16 protein-coding genes are annotated in these 18,073 nt (G+C 67.8%); 7 read left to right on the top strand and 9 right to left on the bottom strand.

All coding sequences use genetic code 11. The features are described 5' to 3' along the window. Positions 1–133: 133 nt before the first annotated feature. Positions 134–1,354, top strand: coding sequence for an N-acetylmuramoyl-L-alanine amidase (locus OQ968_RS06375; RefSeq protein ID WP_324675804.1), 1,221 nt, complete (start codon positions 134–136; stop codon positions 1,352–1,354). Here OQ968_RS06375 and OQ968_RS06370 read toward each other — a convergent pair. The 9 genes from OQ968_RS06370 to rpmH all read right to left on the bottom strand — a co-directional run bounded on the left by OQ968_RS06370 (position 1,351) and on the right by rpmH (position 7,717). Continuing rightward, positions 1,351–2,082, bottom strand: coding sequence for an acetyltransferase (locus OQ968_RS06370; RefSeq protein WP_324675803.1), 732 nt, complete (start codon positions 2,080–2,082; stop codon positions 1,351–1,353). The two genes, OQ968_RS06375 and OQ968_RS06370, sit on opposite strands and share 4 nt — an antisense overlap. A gap of 244 nt (positions 2,083–2,326) precedes the next feature. Next, positions 2,327–3,310 (bottom strand): ParB/RepB/Spo0J family partition protein, encoded by a 984-nt coding sequence (locus tag OQ968_RS06365; protein WP_324675801.1) that lies wholly within the window; start codon positions 3,308–3,310, stop codon positions 2,327–2,329. Between the two features lie 18 nt (positions 3,311–3,328). Continuing rightward, positions 3,329–4,294 (bottom strand): ParA family protein, encoded by a 966-nt coding sequence (locus tag OQ968_RS06360; RefSeq protein ID WP_324675799.1) that lies wholly within the window; start codon positions 4,292–4,294, stop codon positions 3,329–3,331. Further along, positions 4,291–5,001, bottom strand: a complete 711-nt coding sequence (gene rsmG / locus OQ968_RS06355) for a 16S rRNA (guanine(527)-N(7))-methyltransferase RsmG (protein WP_324675966.1) — start codon at positions 4,999–5,001, stop codon at positions 4,291–4,293. Before rsmG ends, OQ968_RS06360 begins: the two co-directional genes overlap by 4 nt. A gap of 93 nt (positions 5,002–5,094) precedes the next feature. Next, positions 5,095–5,667 carry a protein jag gene (locus OQ968_RS06350; protein ID WP_324675797.1) on the bottom strand — a complete coding sequence of 191 codons (573 nt, stop codon included), beginning with the start codon at positions 5,665–5,667 and terminating at the stop codon, positions 5,095–5,097. A gap of 83 nt (positions 5,668–5,750) precedes the next feature. Beyond that, a complete protein-coding gene (gene yidC / locus OQ968_RS06345) occupies positions 5,751–6,863 on the bottom strand; it encodes a membrane protein insertase YidC (RefSeq protein ID WP_324675795.1) in 1,113 nt (370 codons plus the stop codon). Beyond that, positions 6,847–7,194, bottom strand: coding sequence for a membrane protein insertion efficiency factor YidD (gene yidD, locus OQ968_RS06340; protein ID WP_324675793.1), 348 nt, complete (start codon positions 7,192–7,194; stop codon positions 6,847–6,849). The genes yidC and yidD overlap by 17 nt, the downstream gene beginning before the upstream one ends. Next, the gene (gene rnpA / locus OQ968_RS06335) at positions 7,191–7,550 is read right to left on the bottom strand and encodes a ribonuclease P protein component (RefSeq protein WP_324675791.1); all 360 of its coding nucleotides are present in this window, start codon (positions 7,548–7,550) and stop codon (positions 7,191–7,193) included. The genes yidD and rnpA overlap by 4 nt, the downstream gene beginning before the upstream one ends. 23 nt (positions 7,551–7,573) lie before the next feature. Beyond that, positions 7,574–7,717 carry a 50S ribosomal protein L34 gene (rpmH, locus tag OQ968_RS06330; protein ID WP_076060026.1) on the bottom strand — a complete coding sequence of 48 codons (144 nt, stop codon included), beginning with the start codon at positions 7,715–7,717 and terminating at the stop codon, positions 7,574–7,576. Between the two features lie 616 nt (positions 7,718–8,333). Between rpmH and dnaA the strand changes: the two genes are divergently transcribed. The 6 genes from dnaA (at position 8,334) to gyrA (ending at position 18,023) form a co-directional block, all read left to right on the top strand. After that, on the top strand, positions 8,334–9,857 hold the full coding sequence (gene dnaA / locus OQ968_RS06325) for a chromosomal replication initiator protein DnaA (RefSeq protein WP_324675788.1): 1,524 nt from the start codon (positions 8,334–8,336) through the stop codon (positions 9,855–9,857). 463 nt (positions 9,858–10,320) lie between these two features. Then, positions 10,321–11,520: a DNA polymerase III subunit beta gene (gene dnaN / locus OQ968_RS06320; protein WP_324675786.1), complete on the top strand. Its 1,200-nt coding sequence runs from the start codon at positions 10,321–10,323 to the stop codon at positions 11,518–11,520. Then, positions 11,521–12,663 carry a DNA replication/repair protein RecF gene (recF, locus tag OQ968_RS06315; protein WP_324675784.1) on the top strand — a complete coding sequence of 381 codons (1,143 nt, stop codon included), beginning with the start codon at positions 11,521–11,523 and terminating at the stop codon, positions 12,661–12,663. Next, positions 12,660–13,217, top strand: coding sequence for a DUF721 family protein (locus OQ968_RS06310; protein WP_324675782.1), 558 nt, complete (start codon positions 12,660–12,662; stop codon positions 13,215–13,217). The genes recF and OQ968_RS06310 overlap by 4 nt, the downstream gene beginning before the upstream one ends. A gap of 243 nt (positions 13,218–13,460) precedes the next feature. Continuing rightward, positions 13,461–15,494: a DNA topoisomerase (ATP-hydrolyzing) subunit B gene (gene gyrB, locus OQ968_RS06305; RefSeq protein WP_324675780.1), complete on the top strand. Its 2,034-nt coding sequence runs from the start codon at positions 13,461–13,463 to the stop codon at positions 15,492–15,494. 15 nt (positions 15,495–15,509) lie between these two features. Then, on the top strand, positions 15,510–18,023 hold the full coding sequence (gene gyrA / locus OQ968_RS06300) for a DNA gyrase subunit A (RefSeq protein ID WP_324675779.1): 2,514 nt from the start codon (positions 15,510–15,512) through the stop codon (positions 18,021–18,023). Positions 18,024–18,073 lie beyond the last annotated feature (50 nt).

Raw genomic sequence — 18,073 nt, 5'->3', positions numbered from 1 at the left:
CCCCATCCGGGCCGCGGCGCAACGCCGCCGCTCAGCCTGCGGTTTTCCGGAAATCGAGCAGGATCTGCGACAATATCGGTTAGTTCCAACCCAGATGTCGAGCCTGTCAGCGGAGTCCCGGAGGGCCCTTGGTATGTCGAGTCCGCGCCGCGAAAACGGCGACGCGCTGCGCTGTGGTGATCGCAGCGCAGCTGTGACCGAGATCCGGGCCGCGCTGGCCGCGCTGAACCTGCTGGACAATTCCGAGGAAGACCTGACCACCGGCCGGCACGTGGCCCTCGACCTGTTCGATGCCGAGCTTGACCAGGCGGTACGCGCTTTTCAGCAGCACCGGGGCCTGCTGGTCGACGGCGTCGTCGGCGAGGCCACCTACCGGGCGCTGAAAGAGGCGTCCTACCGGCTCGGCGCGCGCACGCTGTATCACCAATTCGGTGCGCCGCTGTACGGCGACGACGTCGCGACGCTGCAGGCGCGGCTGCAGGACCTCGGCTTCTACACCGGACTGGTCGACGGTCACTTCGGGTTGCAAACCCACAACGCGTTGATGTCGTACCAGCGGGAGTACGGGCTGGCCGCCGACGGTATCTGCGGCCCGGAAACGCTGCGCTCCTTGTACTTCCTGAGTTCACGCGTCACCGGCGGCTCGCCGCACGCGATTCGCGAGGAAGAGCTGGTGCGCCGATCCGGGCCGAAGCTGTCCGGCAAGCGGATCATCATCGATCCCGGCCGCGGCGGCGCGGACCACGGGATGATCTGCCACGGCCCGAACGGGCCCATCAGCGAAGCAGATGTGTTGTGGGACTTGGCAAGTCGGCTCGAGGGGCGGATGACCGCCATCGGCATGGAGACGTTCCTGTCGCGGCCGACCAATCGCAGCCCGTCGGACGCCGAACGCGCCGCGACCGCCAACAACGTGGGCGCCGACCTGATGATCAGCCTGCGCTGCGAGGCGCAGCGCAGCCCGTCGGCCAACGGCGTCGCCTCCTTCCATTTCGGCAACTCGCATGGCTCGGTCTCCACCATCGGCCGCAACCTCGCCGACTTCATTCAGCGAGAAGTGGTGGCCCGCACCGGTTTACGGGATTGCCGCACGCACGGCCGGACCTGGGACCTGCTGCGGCTGACCCGCATGCCCACCGTTCAGGTCGACGTCGGCTACATCACCAACCCGCGCGACCGTGACATGCTGGTGTCGACCCAGACCCGCGATGCCATCGCCGAGGGCATTCTCGCCGCGGTCAAACGGCTTTACCTGCTGGGCAAGAATGACCGGCCCACCGGTACATTCACTTTCGCCGAGTTGCTGGCCCACGAGTTGGCGGTGGAGCGGGCCACCCGGCTCGGCGGCTCCTAAGCGTTCTGGGCCGTGGAACCGGCCCCCACCGGCTGCTGCAACTCGGCGCTGGTGAGCAGGCGCTCCAGCGCCGCCTCGACCTCGGCCTTCCAGCCCAGGCCCTTGTCCAGCTCGAGTCGCAGCCGCGGGAAGTACGTATGCGGTGCCACCACAACGAACCCCACGTCCTTCAGGAACTCCGCGTCGATGACGCAGTGGTCGACGGTGCAGTCGCCGAGGGCCTCCAGCACCGGCCGCACGTCGGGATCCGCCGCCCCGGGATCCTGTAACTCCGAGGCCGCCGGCGTGCGGCCGAAGGCCTCCAGCGCCCGCACCCCGCGCCGAACCAGCTCGTCGATGACGCGGGCCAGGAGGCTGTGTGGCAGGTCGTCGGCGTGCGGGCCGGGCTCGATGCCCATCGACGTCAGCAGCACGGCGTCCGCGGACACCGGTGCGGTGGGAAAGCGGTGCGCCCGCGGAACCGCCCGCGGGGGCGCGTAGAGGACGTAGCCCAGGCACGCCGGCTCGGCGTGGCTGTGCTCGTCGGGAACGGCCGTCGCGACCTGACCGCACGAGCCCCACTCCAGCATCACCATCGACAACCAGGCTTCCTTTTCGAATTCGGGATCGGCGAGGTGGTCCTGGTTACCGAGGGTGGCGGGGTCGACCTCCCAGAAGACGCAGCGGCGCGCATGCTTCGGAAGATGCTCGAAGGCTTCGAGCCGCAGCGGCATGATTCGAGCAGACACTAGCCTCCTGACATGCACCAGCAACCCCTCCAGGATAGGAGAGTTTGCCGTCGGGCGGCCAGTATCGGCGCAGCCGCGGGCGCGGGGCTGCCGGTCCGCCTCCCGCCCGGCAACGCTCGATCCGCCGGAATCCGAAATCGGTTGGCGCCCAGCGGTTCTCCGCCACAACGCGGCGCTGGAGGCGGGCCGATGGGCCCCGAATCCCGCCCGGTGTCACAGTGACGTAATTACACCGTGTGGCCGGTCACGGGCTGGGCGGGGTCATCACGTCGATGATCCGCTGCAGGTCCTCCACCGAGGCGAACTCCACCACGATCCGCCCCTTGCGTTTGCCGAGGCTGACCGTCACCCGCGTGTCGAAGGTGTTCGACAGCCGGTCAGCAACGTCCTGCAGGCCCGGCATCTGGATCGGCTTGCGCCGCGGGGCCGGGGGCTTGGACACCTCGCCGCGATTGGCCAGGGTGACCGCTTCCTCGGTGGCGCGCACGGACAGGCCCTCCGCGACGATCCGGCCGGCCAGTTCCTCCTGCGCCTCGGGGCCGGCCTCCAGCGACAGCAGCGCCCGGGCATGGCCGGCCGACAGCACGCCCGCCGCCACCCGGCGCTGGACCGCGATCGGCAGTTTGAGCAGCCGGATCATGTTGGTGATCAGCGGCCGCGACCGGCCGATGCGGGCCGCCAGTTCGTCGTGGGTGACACCGAACTCGTCGAGCAGCTGTTGGTAGGCCGCCGCCTCTTCGAGCGGGTTCAGCTGTACCCGGTGGATGTTCTCCAGCAGGGCGTCGCGCAGCAGGGTGTCGTCCGCGGTCTCGCGCACGATCGCCGGGATGGTGGCCAGGCCCGCCTCCTGGGCGGCGCGCCAGCGCCGCTCCCCCATCACGATCTGGTAACGCGCACCGCTCTGCGTCCCGGACACCGCCCGCACCACGATGGGCTGCAACAGGCCGAACTCGCGGATGGAGTGCACCAGCTCGGACAGCGCCTCCTCGTCGAACACCTGGCGTGGCTGGCGGGGGTTGCGTTCGATGTCGGCCAGAGGGATCTCCCGGTACACCGCGCCCACCGAGGCGGCGTCCGGTGCCGGGCCCCCGATCAGCACGTCCGCCGCCGCGTCCCCCATCCGCGGGCCGAGGGTCGCGGGCCCGGAGTCGCCCTCGGCGGGGCCCGTGGGAATCAGCGAAGCCAGGCCCCGGCCGAGGCCGCCCCTCTTGCGTAACGGCTGCGTCATGGTCGTCCCTTCCGGTCGTCAGTCGCGTAGCGCGAGTTCGCGACTCGCGTCGAGGTAGCTCATCGCCCCGCGCGAACCGGGGTCGTAGTCGATGATCGTCATGCTGTAGCCGGGCGCCTCCGAGACCTTGACGCTGCGCGGGATCACCGTGCGCAACACCTTGCTGCCGAAGTACCGGCGCACCTCGTCGGCCACCTGGTCGGCCAGCTTGGTCCGCCCGTCGTACATCGTGAGGATGACCGTGGTCACGTCGAGGCGGGGATTCAGGTGGGCCTTCACCATCTCGATGTTGCGCATCAGCTGTGACACGCCCTCCAGCGCGTAGTACTCGCACTGGATCGGGATCATCACCTCGGGCGCCGCGACGAGCGCATTGATGGTCAGCAGGCCGAGCGACGGCGGGCAGTCGATGAAGACGTAGTCGAAGTCGAACTGGTCCAGCGCGGCCAGGGCGGTGCGCAGCCGGTTCTCGCGGGCAACCATGCTCACCAATTCGATCTCGGCGCCCGCCAGATCGATCGTCGACGGGACGCAGAACAGGCGGTCGCTGTGCGGGCTGCGGCGCAGCGCGTCCTGTAGCGAGACCTCGCCGAGGAGCACCTCGTACGAGGAGGGCGTGCCGGACTGCCGGTCGGTGATGCCCAGCGCCGTGCTCGCGTTGCCCTGCGGGTCGAGGTCGATGACGAGCGTCTTGAGTCCCTGCACGGCGAGCGCCGCGGCGAGGTTGACCGCCGTGGTGGTCTTGCCGACGCCGCCCTTTTGGTTCGCGACCGTGAACACCCGGCGGTGGTCGGGCCGGCGCAACGGCGGATAGGTCGTGTGGAGAACCCGCATGGCGCGCTCCGCGGCAGCACCGATCGGGGTGTCGTATTCGGCGGGTGTTTCACGTGAAACATGCGGCACGGCATCCGCCGCCGGTGCCGCCGCGGGTGGCGGGGCGACGGGTGGCGGCGGGGCGGCGGGCCAGTCACGCGGAGAACTCATCGGTGCCCCCTGTTCCCCATCCGCTGCGACCCGTGCCGCGACCGCTCTCCGCGCCGCGCCAACACCACGGTCGCGGGCGGACGCAAATAGTTCGCGCCACATGTGACCACCCTGGCATCAACGGCGCCCGAAGCCGCCATCACACGCCGGTGCGCCTGGAGTTCGTCCGCGGCGCGCTCCCCCTTGATGGCCACCATCCGGCCGCCCGGCCGTAGCAAGGGCATGCTCCACTTCGTCAACTTGTCCAACGCTGCAACCGCCCGCGACACCGCCCCGTCCCTTCCGCCGTACCGTTCCCGCACCCATGGTTCCTCGGCCCGGCCGCGCACCACCTCGACGGCCAACCCTAGTTCGGCGACCACCTCGTTCAGAAACTGGCTCCGCCGCAGCAGCGGCTCGAGAAGGACGACCTGGAGGTCGGGCCGCGCGATCGCCAACGGTATCCCTGGGAGCCCCGCGCCGCTGCCGATGTCCACCACCCGGTCGCCCGCATCCAGCAGCTCGCCAACCACCGCGCTGTTGAGCAGGTGGCGCTCCCACACCCGGCCCACCTCCCGCGGCCCGAGCAGCCCGCGCTCGACTCCGTCAGACGCCAGCAGTTCGGCATACCGCTGCGCGATATATATGCGTGTCCCGAAGATCGCGGATGCCGCCTCGGGCGGAGGACCCGGTTCGGACGCGGCGGTCGGCGCGGCGGAGCCCGGCATCCGCTCCAAACGGCCGACATGTTTCACGTGAAACATCCCCTGATCTTCTCGACGCCGCTAGCGACGCCGACACGAACTACACAGTTGTAACTCCTAGTCGAGCAGCACGACGACGCGGCGCGACGGCTCCACGCCCTCGCTCTCGCTGTGCACCCCGGGAACGGCCGCCACGGCGTCGTGGACGATCTTGCGCTCGAACGGCGTCATCGGCGCGAGCTCCTCGCGCTCCCCGCTGTCCAGCACCCGGCGGGCGACCTTGTCGCCCAGCGCGGCGAGCTCCTCCCGCCGCCGGCGTCGCCAGCTTGCGATGTCGAGCATGAGCCGGCTGCGCACGCCGGTCTTCTGGTGCACCGCGAGCCGGGTGAGCTCCTGCAGGGCGTCGAGCACCTCGCCGCCGCGGCCCACCAGCTTGTTCAGGTCGTCGCTGCCGTCGATGCTCACCACCGCGCGGTTGCCCTCGACGTCCAGGTCGATGTCGCCGTCGAAGTCCAACAGGTCCAGCAACTCCTCGAGGTAGTCGCCGGCGATCTCCCCTTCGGCGACCAATCGCTCCTCCAGGTCGTCGCCCTCGCCCGCGACGCCATCCGCCGCGGCTTCGCCCTCCGGCGCGTCCTCGACCGGCGGCTCGACGTCGACGTCGGATTCGGTGGTGTGTGCGTCCGTCATGCCCTTCTCTCCCTCAATCCACGGGTCCCGATCTGTTGGGCTCACACCTCTGCGATGCGGCCCCACAGCATTGCGCACCCTGGTCAGCGTTTGCGTTTTTTCGGTCGCGCCCCGGGCCTCGGGGTGCGGTTGCCGTTGGGTCCGGCCGGCTTCGGCTTGTCCGATCCGGCCGCCCTGGTCTCCCGGACTTCCGAGCCACCGGAGCCCGCCTTCGCCGATCCCGGTTCCGCGCCGTCGCCCACCTCCGAGCCATCGCCGCTCGCCGCGGTCGCTCTCGGATTGCGCTTGGGTTTGGCCCCCGGTGCCGGCGCGTTCGCCGCCCGGCGCTTGATGGCTTCCTGCTTCTTGGCCTCTTCCTCTTTTTCGATCTTGCCGAACACGTAGTGCTGCTGGCCGAAGGTCCAGATGTTGTTCGCGAACCAGTACAGGATGATCGCGAGCGGAAGGAAAGGGCCACCGACGACCACGCCGAGCGGAAACACATACAGCGCAAGCTTGTTCATCATCGCGGTCTGCGGGTTCGCCGCCGCCTCGGGGCTCTGCCGCGCGACGGACGCGCGGCTGTTGAAGTACGTTGCGATGCCGGCGAGGATCATGATCGGCGCGCCGACGGCGATCACCGCGGGCCGGCTGAAGTGGGTGAAGGCGTCCAACCCCGTGCGCTGGGTCATGAAGGCGCCGATCGGGGCGCCGAACAGGTTCGCGTCCAGGAAGTGACCGACGTCGGCCGGGGTGAAGACGTAGTTGCCGGTCATCCGGTTCTGGGTGACCGATAGGTGCGGCTGGCCGAAGCCCCCGGTGGTTCGGTTGAACGACCGCAACACGTGATACAGCCCGAGGAACACGGGGATCTGGGCCAGCATCGGCAGGCAGCCCAGGATCGGGTTGAAGCCGTGCTCGCGCTGCAGCTTCTGCATCTCGAGCGCCATGCGCTGACGATCCTTGGCGTACTTCTTCTGCAGCGCCTTGATCTGTGGTTGCAGCTCCTGCATCTGTCGGGTGGTGCGGATCTGCCGCACGAACGGGTGGTAGAGCAGCGCGCGCAGGGTGAAGACCAAGAACATCACCGACAGCGCCCAGGCGAAGAAGTTCGACGGGCCCAGCACGGCCGCGAACAACTTGTACCAGACCCACATGATCCACGACACCGGGTAGTAGATGATGTCGAGGCTGAAGAAATCAAACAAAAGTTTCACTCTCCCCTCGCGTCGCTGGGGAGTCCCAGGCGTCGCTCGCGTGGTCGAAGTCCGCCCGGCATTCGTGGCGCTCCGGTATTGGGTCCCATCCTCCCCGATGCCATGGTCCGCACTTGGCCAGCCTTGCCGCCGCCAGCCAGCCACCCCGGATCAGCCCGTACTCGGTGAGCGCATCGACCGCGTACTGGCTGCACGTCGGAATGAAGCGACACGTCGCCGGTCGCAGCGGCGACACCATGTGCCGGTACAGCTGGATGAGAAAGATCAGCCCCCGCGCGGCGGTCCTGCCCGCGCCCCCGGCGGCGGCGCGCCCTCGCGCCCACCCGCTCACCGGCCGGCACCCGCCAACTCGCAACCCCGGTGCAGGGCGCTTCGCAGCTGTTGCTCCAGCCCGGCCGACGATGCCTGCCGGCTGCCCGGCAACGCCCGGATCACCACCCGGTCGGATGGGTCGAGGTCGCCGAGCATGGTTCGGACGACGTGTCGCAGCCGGCGCGCGACCCGGTGCCGTTCGACCGCCGACCCCACTGCCTTGCCAATGATCAGGCCGACCCTCGGGCCATCGCCCCCGCCGTCGTTCCCCCGGCGAACGTGCACGACGACATCCGCCCGGCCCGTGCGCGCCCCGTACCTCACGGTCGCGTCGAACTCCGTCGACCGCCTCATACGGTTACGTGCGGGTAGCACCGCCAAAAGACCTGACGTTGCGATCAGGCAGACAGCGCGCGGCGGCCCTTGCGGCGCCGGTTGGACACGATGGAACGCCCCGCTCGGGTCCGCATTCGCAGCCGGAAGCCGTGCACGCGGGCCCGGCGCCGGTTATTCGGCTGGAAAGTCCGCTTGCCCTTGGCCACGGCGTTCTCCTCGTTGTGTCTAGCTCAAGCTTTCCCACCCGTCCGGCCGTTCACGATTCACGACTGTGGTTCGTGGGTCGGTCGGAGGCGGTCTCGCTACTGGCCGGCGCGGTCCCCAGGCGCTTCAACCTGGGTCGCAGCCGTATCGCCGACTTTCGGGCGACTGTTTGAGGGTACTGACGCGTGTTCGCCGGGTCAAACCTGGCTCAAACCTGGCCTCCCCCAACGGACCCGCCCTGCAACGGTGGGTGAAAACATTCGTTCTCGACGCCCCGCTCCGGCCCGCACCCGTGCCCGGGCGAAGCACGCCCCGAAGAACTCTAAATTAGCCAATTGGAATGCAGCAGAACGGTTGGCAGCCGCACGGAAAACTGTTAGCTTCGGGCAATGCCGTTTCAGGGTGAGGCGGCGCTCGACGACGAAGCGAGGAGGGCGGACCGACTAGCTGCCCAGGCGCCCCTGCCCGGGTTGTCGGCAGCGCGGAGATCGCGGGCCGTCGCCGCAAGGCTGCGGCTCGTTTACGCTCATCCTGTCCACACCTGTGTATAAGTATGTGGACAGTTGCTTTGTCGCCAAGCGTGATTGTTTCTCGACGTCGGACCAGGGAGATACGTCGTTGACCGATGACCCCGGTTCCAGTTTCACCACCGTGTGGAACGCGGTCGTCTCCGAACTCAACGGCGAGCCCACCGCGGACGGCGTAGCCGCCAATCGCACCGCCCTCATCACTCCCCTGACCCCTCAGCAAAAGGCGTGGCTGAACCTGGTCCAGCCGCTCACCATCGTCGAGGGGTTTGCCCTGCTGTCGGTCCCGAGCAGTTTCGTCCAGAACGAGATCGAGCGTCACCTGCGCGCACCCATCACCGACGCGCTCAGCCGCCGGCTCGGGCAGCAGGTCCAGCTCGGGGTGCGCATCGCGCCGCCGTCGGACGACGCCGAGGACACCCTGCTGTCGCAAACCGATGCCTTTGCCGACGACGCCGATCTCGACACCTTGAACGACGGCGACGAGGGTTACGAAAACGGTGAACCCGTCATCACCGCCGAGCAGGGCTGGCCGAACTACTTCACCGAACGCCCGCACACCATCGACCCCGCCATCGCCGGCGGAACCAGCCTCAACCGCCGCTACACCTTCGACACCTTCGTCATCGGCGCCTCGAACCGATTCGCGCACGCGGCGGCCCTCGCCATCGCCGAAGCCCCGGCCCGCGCCTACAACCCGCTGTTCATCTGGGGCGAGTCCGGCCTCGGCAAGACGCACCTGCTACACGCGGCCGGCAACTACGCGCAGCGATTGTTCCCCGGCATGCGGGTCAAGTACGTTTCCACCGAGGAATTCACCAACGACTTCATCAACTCGCTGCGCGACGACCGCAAGGTCGCGTTCAAGCGCAGCTACCGCGACGTCGACGTGCTGCTCGTCGACGACATCCAGTTCATCGAGGGCAAGGAAGGTATCCAGGAGGAGTTCTTCCACACCTTCAACACGCTGCACAACGCCAACAAACAGATCGTCATCTCCTCCGACCGCCCACCCAAACAGCTCGCCACCCTCGAGGACCGGCTGAGGACGCGGTTCGAGTGGGGCCTGATCACCGACGTGCAGCCACCCGAGCTGGAAACCCGCATCGCCATCTTGCGCAAGAAGGCACAGATGGAACGGCTCGCGGTGCCCGACGACGTGCTCGAGCTGATCGCCAGCAGCATCGAACGCAACATCCGCGAGCTGGAGGGGGCCCTCATCCGGGTCACCGCGTTCGCGTCGTTGAACAAGACGCCGATCGACAAGTCGCTGGCCGAGATCGTCCTGCGCGACCTGATCGCCGACGCCAGCACCATTCAAATCAGCGCGGCGACTATCATGGCCGCCACCGCCGAATACTTCGACACCACCGTCGAGGAGCTCCGCGGCCCCGGCAAGACCCGCGCGTTGGCGCAGTCACGACAGATCGCCATGTACCTGTGCCGCGAGCTCACCGACCTGTCCCTGCCCAAGATCGGCCAGGCGTTCGGTCGCGACCACACCACCGTCATGTACGCCCAGAAAAAGATCCTGTCCGAGATGGCCGAGCGGCGCGAGGTGTTCGATCACGTCAAGGAGCTCACCACCCGCATCCGGCAGCGCTCCAAGCGCTGACTCCGGCACTCCGCGGCATTTTCTTTGAAAAAACTTCTCGCTCCCCTGTCACACCGGCCACACATCGGTCGTGTGGGCAGCCCTGTGCACAACCCGTCGAACAATCGTGCATCGATCGGCCGCGCTCCACACGCGCCGGCGGCATCCCCAACGGCTCAACACACCCCACACAGTTGTCAACGTCGTCATCCACACCCGGCCCGCACCCCTACCTGGGTCAAGATCACGCTGTCCCCAACGTCCACACCCCTTACTACTGCTACTGAGTCATCTCCGTTGTTTCTTCTTTGAAGAACGGCGCTGGGGAAGCTTCGTTACGCTGGCGTCGGAAGGCCCGCGTGACCGTGCTTGTCGGCCTTCGCGATTAGCTTTCAAGATGACCGCAGAGGATCTACGGTTGTTCTTCGACTGCCCCGACGAGCGGGGCGGCCGGCCACTGGAATTCGGTAGGTGAGGGGACGCTATGGACACAGCGACGACGAGAGCTGGCCTCACCGACTTGAAGTTCCGTATGGTGCGGGAGTCTTTCGCTGACGCGGTGTCGTGGGTGGCGAAGAACCTGCCGACCAGGCCGGCGGTGCCGGTGCTGTCCGGCGTGCTGTTGACCGGCTCCGACGAGGGCCTGACGATCTCCGGATTCGACTACGAGGTGTCCGCCGAGGCACAGGTTGCAGCCGAAATAGCCTCTCCCGGAAGCGTTTTGGTGTCCGGACGGTTGTTGTCGGACATCACGCGGGCGTTGCCGGACAAGCCGGTGGACTTCTGTGTGGACGGCAACCGGGTCGCGTTGACCTGCGGAAGTGCACGGTTTTCGTTGCCGACGATGGCGGTGGAGGATTACCCGACGCTGCCGGTGTTGCCGGAGGACACCGGCACGTTGCCGGCGGACCTGTTCGCCGAGGCGATCGGTCAGGTCGCCATCGCGGCCGGCCGGGACGACACGCTGCCGATGTTGACCGGGATCCGGGTCGAGATCTCGGGCGACAAGGTGGTTTTGGCCGCCACCGACCGGTTCCGTCTGGCGGTTCGCGAGCTGACCTGGACGGCGTTGTCACCGGATGTGGAGGCGGCGGTGCTGGTGCCGGCGCGGACATTGTCCGAGGCCGCCAAGGCCGGCATCGACGGTTCCGAGGTTCGTCTGTCGCTGGGCGCCGGGATGGGGGTCGGGAAGGACGGGCTGCTGGGCATCAGCGGTAACGGCAAACGCAGCACCACCCGCCTGCTGGACGCGGAGTTCCCGAAGTTCCGGCAGCTGTTACCGGCCGAACACACAGCGGTGGCCACGATCAACGTCGCCGAGCTGACCGAGGCCATCAAGCTGGTCGCGCTGGTCGCGGACCGGGGCGCGCAGGTGCGCATGGAATTCGCCGACGGCATGCTGCGGCTTTCCGCCGGCGCCGACGACGTCGGCCGGGCCGAGGAGGACCTGGCCGTCGATTTCGCCGGGGAGCCGTTGACGATCGCGTTCAACCCGACCTACCTGACCGACGGGCTCGGGTCGGTGCACGCGGAGCGGGTGTCGTTCGGGTTCACCACCCCGGGCAAGCCGGCCCTGCTGCGGCCCGCGCTCGACGACGACAGCCACCCGACGGGCAACGGCCCGTTTTCCGCCCTGCCGACGGACTATGTGTACCTGTTGATGCCCGTGCGGTTGCCCGGCTAGGTGTACGTCCGGCAGGTGGGGCTGCGCGATTTCCGGTCCTGGGCGCAGGCCGATCTCGAATTGGAGTCCGGCCGGACGGTGTTCGTCGGCCCGAATGGGTTCGGCAAGACGAATCTTATTGAGGCACTGTGGTATTCGAGCACCTTGGGCTCGCACCGGGTGGGAACGGACGCACCGTTGATCCGGGCGGGCCAGCCCCGCGCGGTGATTTCGACGATCGTCGTCAACGAGGGCAGGGAGTGTGCCGTTGATCTGGAGATCGCTGCGGGGCGGGCGAACAAGGCGCGGCTGAACCGTTCACCGGTGCGCAGCACACGCGAGGTGCTCGGGGTGCTGCGGGCGGTGCTGTTTGCCCCGGAAGACCTGGCTTTGGTCCGCGGCGATCCGGCGGACCGGCGGCGCTATCTCGACGATCTGGCGACGGTGCGCCGGCCGACGGTCGCCGGCGTGCGGGCGGACTACGACAAGGTGCTGCGCCAGCGCACCGCGCTGCTCAAGTCGTTGTCGGGGGCGAGGCATCGGGGCGCCCGGGGCGCCCTGGACACCCTCGACGTGTGGGACAGCCGGCTGGCCGGGCACGGCGCCGAATTGATGGCCGCCCGCATCGACCTGGTGAACCAGCTGGCGCCCGAGGTGGAAAAGGCCTATCAGTTGCTGGCGCCGGGATCCCGGGTGGCCGCGATTGGTTACCGGGCGAGCGTGGATGGCGTGGGGGGCCCCGATCCCGAGTTTCTCGAAGCCGCGTTGCTGGCGGCGTTGTCGGAGCGCCGCGACGCCGAACTGGAGCGCGGGATGTGTCTGGTGGGCCCACACCGCGACGACCTGGAGTTGCGGCTCGGCGATCAACCGGCCAAAGGCTTTGCGAGCCACGGGGAGTCATGGTCGTTCGCGGTGGCGTTGCGGCTGGCGGCGTACGAGTTGTTGCGGGCCGACGGAAGCGAGCCGGTGTTGTTGCTCGACGACGTGTTCGCCGAACTCGACGCGGCCCGCCGCCGGGCGTTGGCTTCGGTGGCCGAAGCGGCGGAGCAGGTATTGGTGACCGCGGCGGTGCTCGAAGATATCCCGGCCGAGTGGGACGCTAGGCGGGTGCACATCGACTTGCGCGACGAGGACTCGGGACGAGTATCGGTGGTGCGGGCATGACCGGCGACGGATCGGACCCTAACCGCGGTGCGCCACCCGGTGGTCCGTCGGGCATCGACCTGGTGCGGCGGACCCTGGAGGAAGCCCGCGCCGCCGCTCGCGCGCAGGGCAAGGACGCCGGCCGCGGGCGCGGCGCGCCTCCCGCCCCGCGTCGTGTCGCGGGACAACGGCGCAGCTGGTCGGGGCCCGGGCCCGACAGCCGGGATCCCCAGCCACTGGGCAGGCTCGCGCGCGATCTGGCGAAAAAGCGAGGCTGGTCCGCCCATGTCGCCGAGGGCACGGTGCTCGGCCACTGGCCGTCGGTGGTCGGGCACCAGATCGCCGACCACGCGAGCCCGACCGCGCTGAACGACGGGGTGCTCAGCGTGGCGGCCGAATCGACCGCGTGGGCGACCCAGCTGCGGATGATCCAGGCACAGATCCTGGCCAAGATCGCCGCGGCGGTCGGCAACGGCGCGGTGACGTCGCTGAAAATCACCGGACCCGCCGCCCCGTCCTGGCGCAAGGGCCCACGGCACATCGCCGGCAGGGGACCCCGCGACACCTACGGATAACGGAACCCGACGGGCCGGTGCAACGTCATAACAGCGACGTCTCAGAGCCGCCAGGACGGAACGCACCCGCATCTCAAACGTCCGGACGCACCGGGAATGAAGAAATCGAGCGCACGGCGCGGCCAGATAGGTAGAAACGCGCCCAGAAAATCGGTGCGGACCACCTCTCACGGTAGAGTGAAGAGGTGCGACTGTTGCGGTGACGGACCGCCCGCATGAAACCCCAAGGAGAGCATTCCGACCGTGGCTGCCCAGAAGAAGAAGGCACAAGACGAATACGGCGCTTCAGCGATCACCGTGCTCGAGGGGCTGGAGGCGGTCCGCAAACGCCCGGGCATGTACATCGGGTCCACCGGTGAGCGGGGACTGCACCACCTGATCTGGGAGGTCGTCGACAACTCGGTGGACGAGGCGATGGCCGGTTACGCCACCCAGGTCGACGTGCGCCTGCTCGACGACGGCAGCGTCGAGGTCACCGACAACGGGCGCGGCATCCCGGTGGCCATGCACGCCACGGGCGCGCCGACCGTCGACGTCGTGATGACGCAACTGCACGCCGGCGGCAAGTTCGGCGGGGAGAACAGCGGCTACAACGTCAGCGGCGGTCTGCACGGGGTCGGTGTGTCGGTGGTCAACGCGCTGTCGACCCGGCTCGAGGTGGAGATCGCCCGCGACGGGCACGAGTGGTCCCAGTACTACGACCACGCGGTGCCGGGCACCCTCAAACAGGGCGAGGCCACCAAGAAGACGGGAACCACCATCAGGTTCTGGGCCGACCCCGACATCTTCGAAACCCTCGAATACGACTTCGAGACGGTGGCGCGCCGGCTGCAGGAAATGGCCTTCCTCAACAAGGGATTGACGATCAATCTCACCGACGAGCGGGTGACCAACGAGGAAGTCGTCGACGACGTGGTCAGCGACACCGCCGATGCGCCCAAATCCGCCGAGGAGAAGGCGGCGGAGTCGACCGCCCCGCACAAGGTCAAGCACCGCACTTTTCATTACCCGGGCGGCTTGGTGGATTTCGTCAAGCACATCAACCGCACCAAGAACCCGATCCAGCAGAGCATCATCGACTTCGAGGGCAAGGGGACCGGCCACGAGGTCGAGATCGCGATGCAGTGGAACGGCGGATACTCGGAGTCGGTGCACACCTTCGCCAACACCATCAACACCCATGAGGGCGGCACCCACGAGGAGGGCTTCCGCAGCGCGCTGACGTCGGTGGTCAACAAGTACGCCAAGGACAAGAAGCTGCTGAAGGACAAGGACCCCAACCTCACCGGCGACGACATCCGCGAGGGCCTGGCGGCGGTGATCTCGGTCAAGGTCAGCGAGCCGCAGTTCGAGGGCCAGACCAAGACGAAGCTGGGCAACACCGAGGTCAAGTCGTTTGTGCAGAAGGTGTGCAACGAGCAACTCACGCACTGGTTCGAGGCCAACCCCTCGGAAGCCAAAACCGTTGTGAACAAGGCGGTCTCGTCGGCACAGGCGCGGATCGCGGCGCGCAAGGCGCGCGAGCTGGTGCGCCGCAAGAGCGCCACCGATCTCGGGGGACTGCCCGGCAAGCTTGCCGACTGCCGCTCCACCGACCCGCGGAAGTCGGAACTGTATGTGGTCGAGGGTGATTCGGCCGGCGGCTCGGCCAAGAGCGGCCGCGACTCGATGTTCCAGGCGATCCTGCCGTTGCGCGGCAAGATCATCAACGTCGAGAAGGCCCGCATCGACCGGGTGCTGAAGAACACCGAAGTCCAGGCGATCATCACCGCGCTGGGAACCGGGATTCACGACGAGTTCGACATCACCAAGTTGCGCTACCACAAGATCGTGCTGATGGCCGACGCCGACGTCGACGGGCAGCACATCTCGACGCTGCTGTTGACGTTGTTGTTCCGGTTCATGCGGCCGCTCATCGAAAACGGGCACGTGTTCCTGGCGCAGCCACCGCTGTACAAGCTGAAGTGGCAGCGGTCCGACCCCGAATTCGCCTACTCCGATCGCGAGCGCGACGGTCTGCTGAAGGCGGGGCTGAAGGCCGGCAAGAAGATCAACAAGGAAGACGGCATCCAGCGCTACAAGGGTCTGGGCGAGATGGACGCCAAAGAATTGTGGGAGACCACGATGGACCCCACCGTGCGGGTGCTGCGCCAGGTCACCCTGGACGACGCGGCGGCCGCCGACGAGTTGTTCTCCATCCTGATGGGCGAGGACGTGGACGCGCGCCGGAGCTTTATCACCCGCAACGCCAAAGATGTTCGCTTCCTGGACGTTTGATAACCCGAGGAACAAATGACTGACACCACGTTGCCGCCGGGCGACGAAGCCGGCGACCGCATCGAACCTGTCGACATCCAGCAGGAGATGCAGCGCAGCTACATCGACTACGCGATGAGCGTGATCGTGGGCCGTGCGCTGCCCGAGGTGCGCGACGGCCTCAAACCGGTTCACCGCCGGGTGCTCTACGCGATGTACGACTCCGGGTTCCGCCCGGACCGCAGCCACGCGAAGTCGGCGCGCTCGGTCGCCGAGACCATGGGCAACTACCATCCGCACGGCGATGCGTCGATCTACGACACGCTGGTGCGCATGGCGCAGCCGTGGTCGCTGCGCTATCCGCTCGTCGACGGGCAGGGCAACTTCGGTTCCCCGGGCAACGATCCGCCGGCCGCGATGCGCTACACCGAAGCGCGATTGACTCCGTTGGCGATGGAGATGCTGCGCGAAATCGACGAGGAGACAGTCGATTTCATTCCAAACTATGACGGCCGGGTGCAGGAGCCGACGGTGCTGCCCAGCCGGTTCCCCAACCTGCTGGCCAACGGCTCCGGCGGCATCGCGGTCGGCATGGCGACCAACATCCCGCCGCATAACCTGCGCGAGCTCGCCGACGCGGTGTTCTGGTGCCTGGACAACCATGAGGCCGACGAGGAGGCGACCCTGGCCGCCGTCATGCAGCGGATCAAGGGCCCCGACTTCCCCACCTCAGGTTTGATCGTCGGCTCGCAGGGCATCGCCGACGCGTACAAGACCGGCCGCGGCTCCATCCGGATGCGCGGCGTGGTGGAAGTCGAAGAAGCCAGGGGCAAAACGTCTTTGGTCATCACCGAGTTGCCGTATCAGGTCAACCACGACAACTTCATCACCTCGATCGCCGAGCAGGTGCGCGACGGGAAACTGGCCGGCATCTCCAACATCGAGGACCAGTCCAGCGACCGGGTCGGCCTGCGCATCGTCATCGAGCTCAAGCGCGACGCCGTCGCCAAGGTGGTGCTCAACAACCTCTACAAGCACACCCAGCTGCAGACCAGCTTCGGCGCCAACATGCTGGCCATCGTCGACGGGGTGCCCCGGACGCTGCGGCTCGATCAGCTGATCCGCCACTACGTCGCTCATCAGCTCGACGTCATCGTGCGGCGCACCACCTACCGGCTGCGCAAGGCCAACGAGCGCGCCCACATCCTGCGCGGTCTGGTCAAGGCGCTCGACGCGCTGGACGAGGTCATCGCGCTGATCCGCGCGTCGGAAACCGTCGACATCGCCCGGGCCGGCCTGATCGAGCTGCTGGACATCGACGAGATCCAGGCCCAGGCCATCCTCGACATGCAGCTGCGGCGCCTGGCCGCCCTGGAACGCCAGCGCATCATCGACGACCTGGCCAAGATCGAGGCCGAGATCGCGGACCTGGAAGACATCCTGGCCAAGCCGGAGCGGCAGCGCACGATCGTGCACGACGAGCTCGGCGAGATCGTCGAAAAGCACGGGGACGACCGTCGCACCCGGATCGTGGCCGCCGACGGCGAGGTCAGCGACGAGGACCTGATCGCTCGCGAGGACGTCGTCGTCACCATCACCGAAACCGGCTACGCCAAGCGCACCAAGACCGACCTGTACCGTAGCCAGAAGCGCGGCGGGAAGGGCGTGCAGGGCGCCGGGCTCAAGCAGGACGACATCGTGCGGCACTTCTTCGTCTGCTCGACGCACGACTGGATCCTGTTCTTCACCACCCAGGGCCGGGTCTATCGGGCCAAGGCCTACGAGCTGCCCGAGGCTTCGCGCACGGCGCGGGGCCAGCACGTGGCCAACCTGCTGGCTTTCCAGCCGGAGGAGCGCATCGCGCAGGTGATCCAGATCCGCGGCTACGAGGACGCCCCGTACCTGGTGCTGGCGACCCGCAACGGGCTGGTGAAGAAGACCAAGCTGACCGATTTCGACTCCAACCGCTCGGGCGGGATCGTGGCGATCAACCTGCGCGACGGCGACGAGCTGGTCGGCGCGGTGCTGTGCTCGTCCGACGAGGACCTGCTGCTGGTGTCGGCCAACGGGCAGTCCATCCGGTTCTCGGCCACCGACGAGGCGCTGCGCCCGATGGGCCGGGCGACCTCCGGCGTGCAGGGCATGCGGTTCAACACCGACGATTACCTGCTGTCGCTGAACGTGGTCCGCGAGGGCACCTACCTGCTGGTCGCGACCTCCGGGGGGTATGCCAAGCGCACCGCGATCGAGGAGTACCCGGTGCAGGGGCGCGGCGGCAAGGGCGTGCTGACCGTCCAGTACGACCGCCGGCGCGGCAGGCTGGTCGGGGCGCTGATCGTCGACGAGGACAGCGAGCTCTATGCCATCACCTCGGGCGGGGGCGTGATCCGCACCGCCGCGCGCCAGGTGCGCAAGGCGGGACGGCAGACCAAGGGCGTTCGGTTGATGAACCTGGGCGAGGGTGACACCCTGTTAGCCATTGCCCGCAACGCCGAAGCGAGCGCCGACGAGGCCGTCGGGGAGATCGACGGTGAGGAGTCGGACGGCTAGCGCGGTAGCGATGCGGGCAAGCGGCGACCCGCCGACGGAAGGGCAACTAG

Origin of the sequence: Mycobacterium sp. 663a-19 (genome assembly GCF_035616495.1) — a bacterium.
Classification (GTDB): Bacteria; Actinomycetota; Actinomycetes; order Mycobacteriales; family Mycobacteriaceae; genus Mycobacterium.
Note: the sequence above shows the minus strand (reverse complement) of the source record. Positions and strands in the feature narration are given on the sequence as shown.

Excerpts from the sequence above, each read along its gene's own strand:
- OQ968_RS06375 (WP_324675804.1), top strand. The coding sequence starts at position 134 with ATGTCGAGTCCGCGCCGCGAAAACGGCGACGCGCTGCGCTGTGGTGAT.
- OQ968_RS06365 (WP_324675801.1), bottom strand. The coding sequence starts at position 3,310 with ATGACGCAGCCGTTACGCAAGAGGGGCGGCCTCGGCCGGGGCCTGGCT.
- OQ968_RS06360 (WP_324675799.1), bottom strand. The coding sequence starts at position 4,294 with ATGAGTTCTCCGCGTGACTGGCCCGCCGCCCCGCCGCCACCCGTCGCC.
- rsmG (WP_324675966.1), bottom strand. The coding sequence starts at position 5,001 with ATGCCGGGCTCCGCCGCGCCGACCGCCGCGTCCGAACCGGGTCCTCCG.
- OQ968_RS06350 (WP_324675797.1), bottom strand. The coding sequence starts at position 5,667 with ATGACGGACGCACACACCACCGAATCCGACGTCGACGTCGAGCCGCCG.
- dnaN (WP_324675786.1), top strand. The coding sequence starts at position 10,321 with ATGGACACAGCGACGACGAGAGCTGGCCTCACCGACTTGAAGTTCCGT.
- OQ968_RS06310 (WP_324675782.1), top strand. The coding sequence starts at position 12,660 with ATGACCGGCGACGGATCGGACCCTAACCGCGGTGCGCCACCCGGTGGT.
- gyrA (WP_324675779.1), top strand. The coding sequence starts at position 15,510 with ATGACTGACACCACGTTGCCGCCGGGCGACGAAGCCGGCGACCGCATC.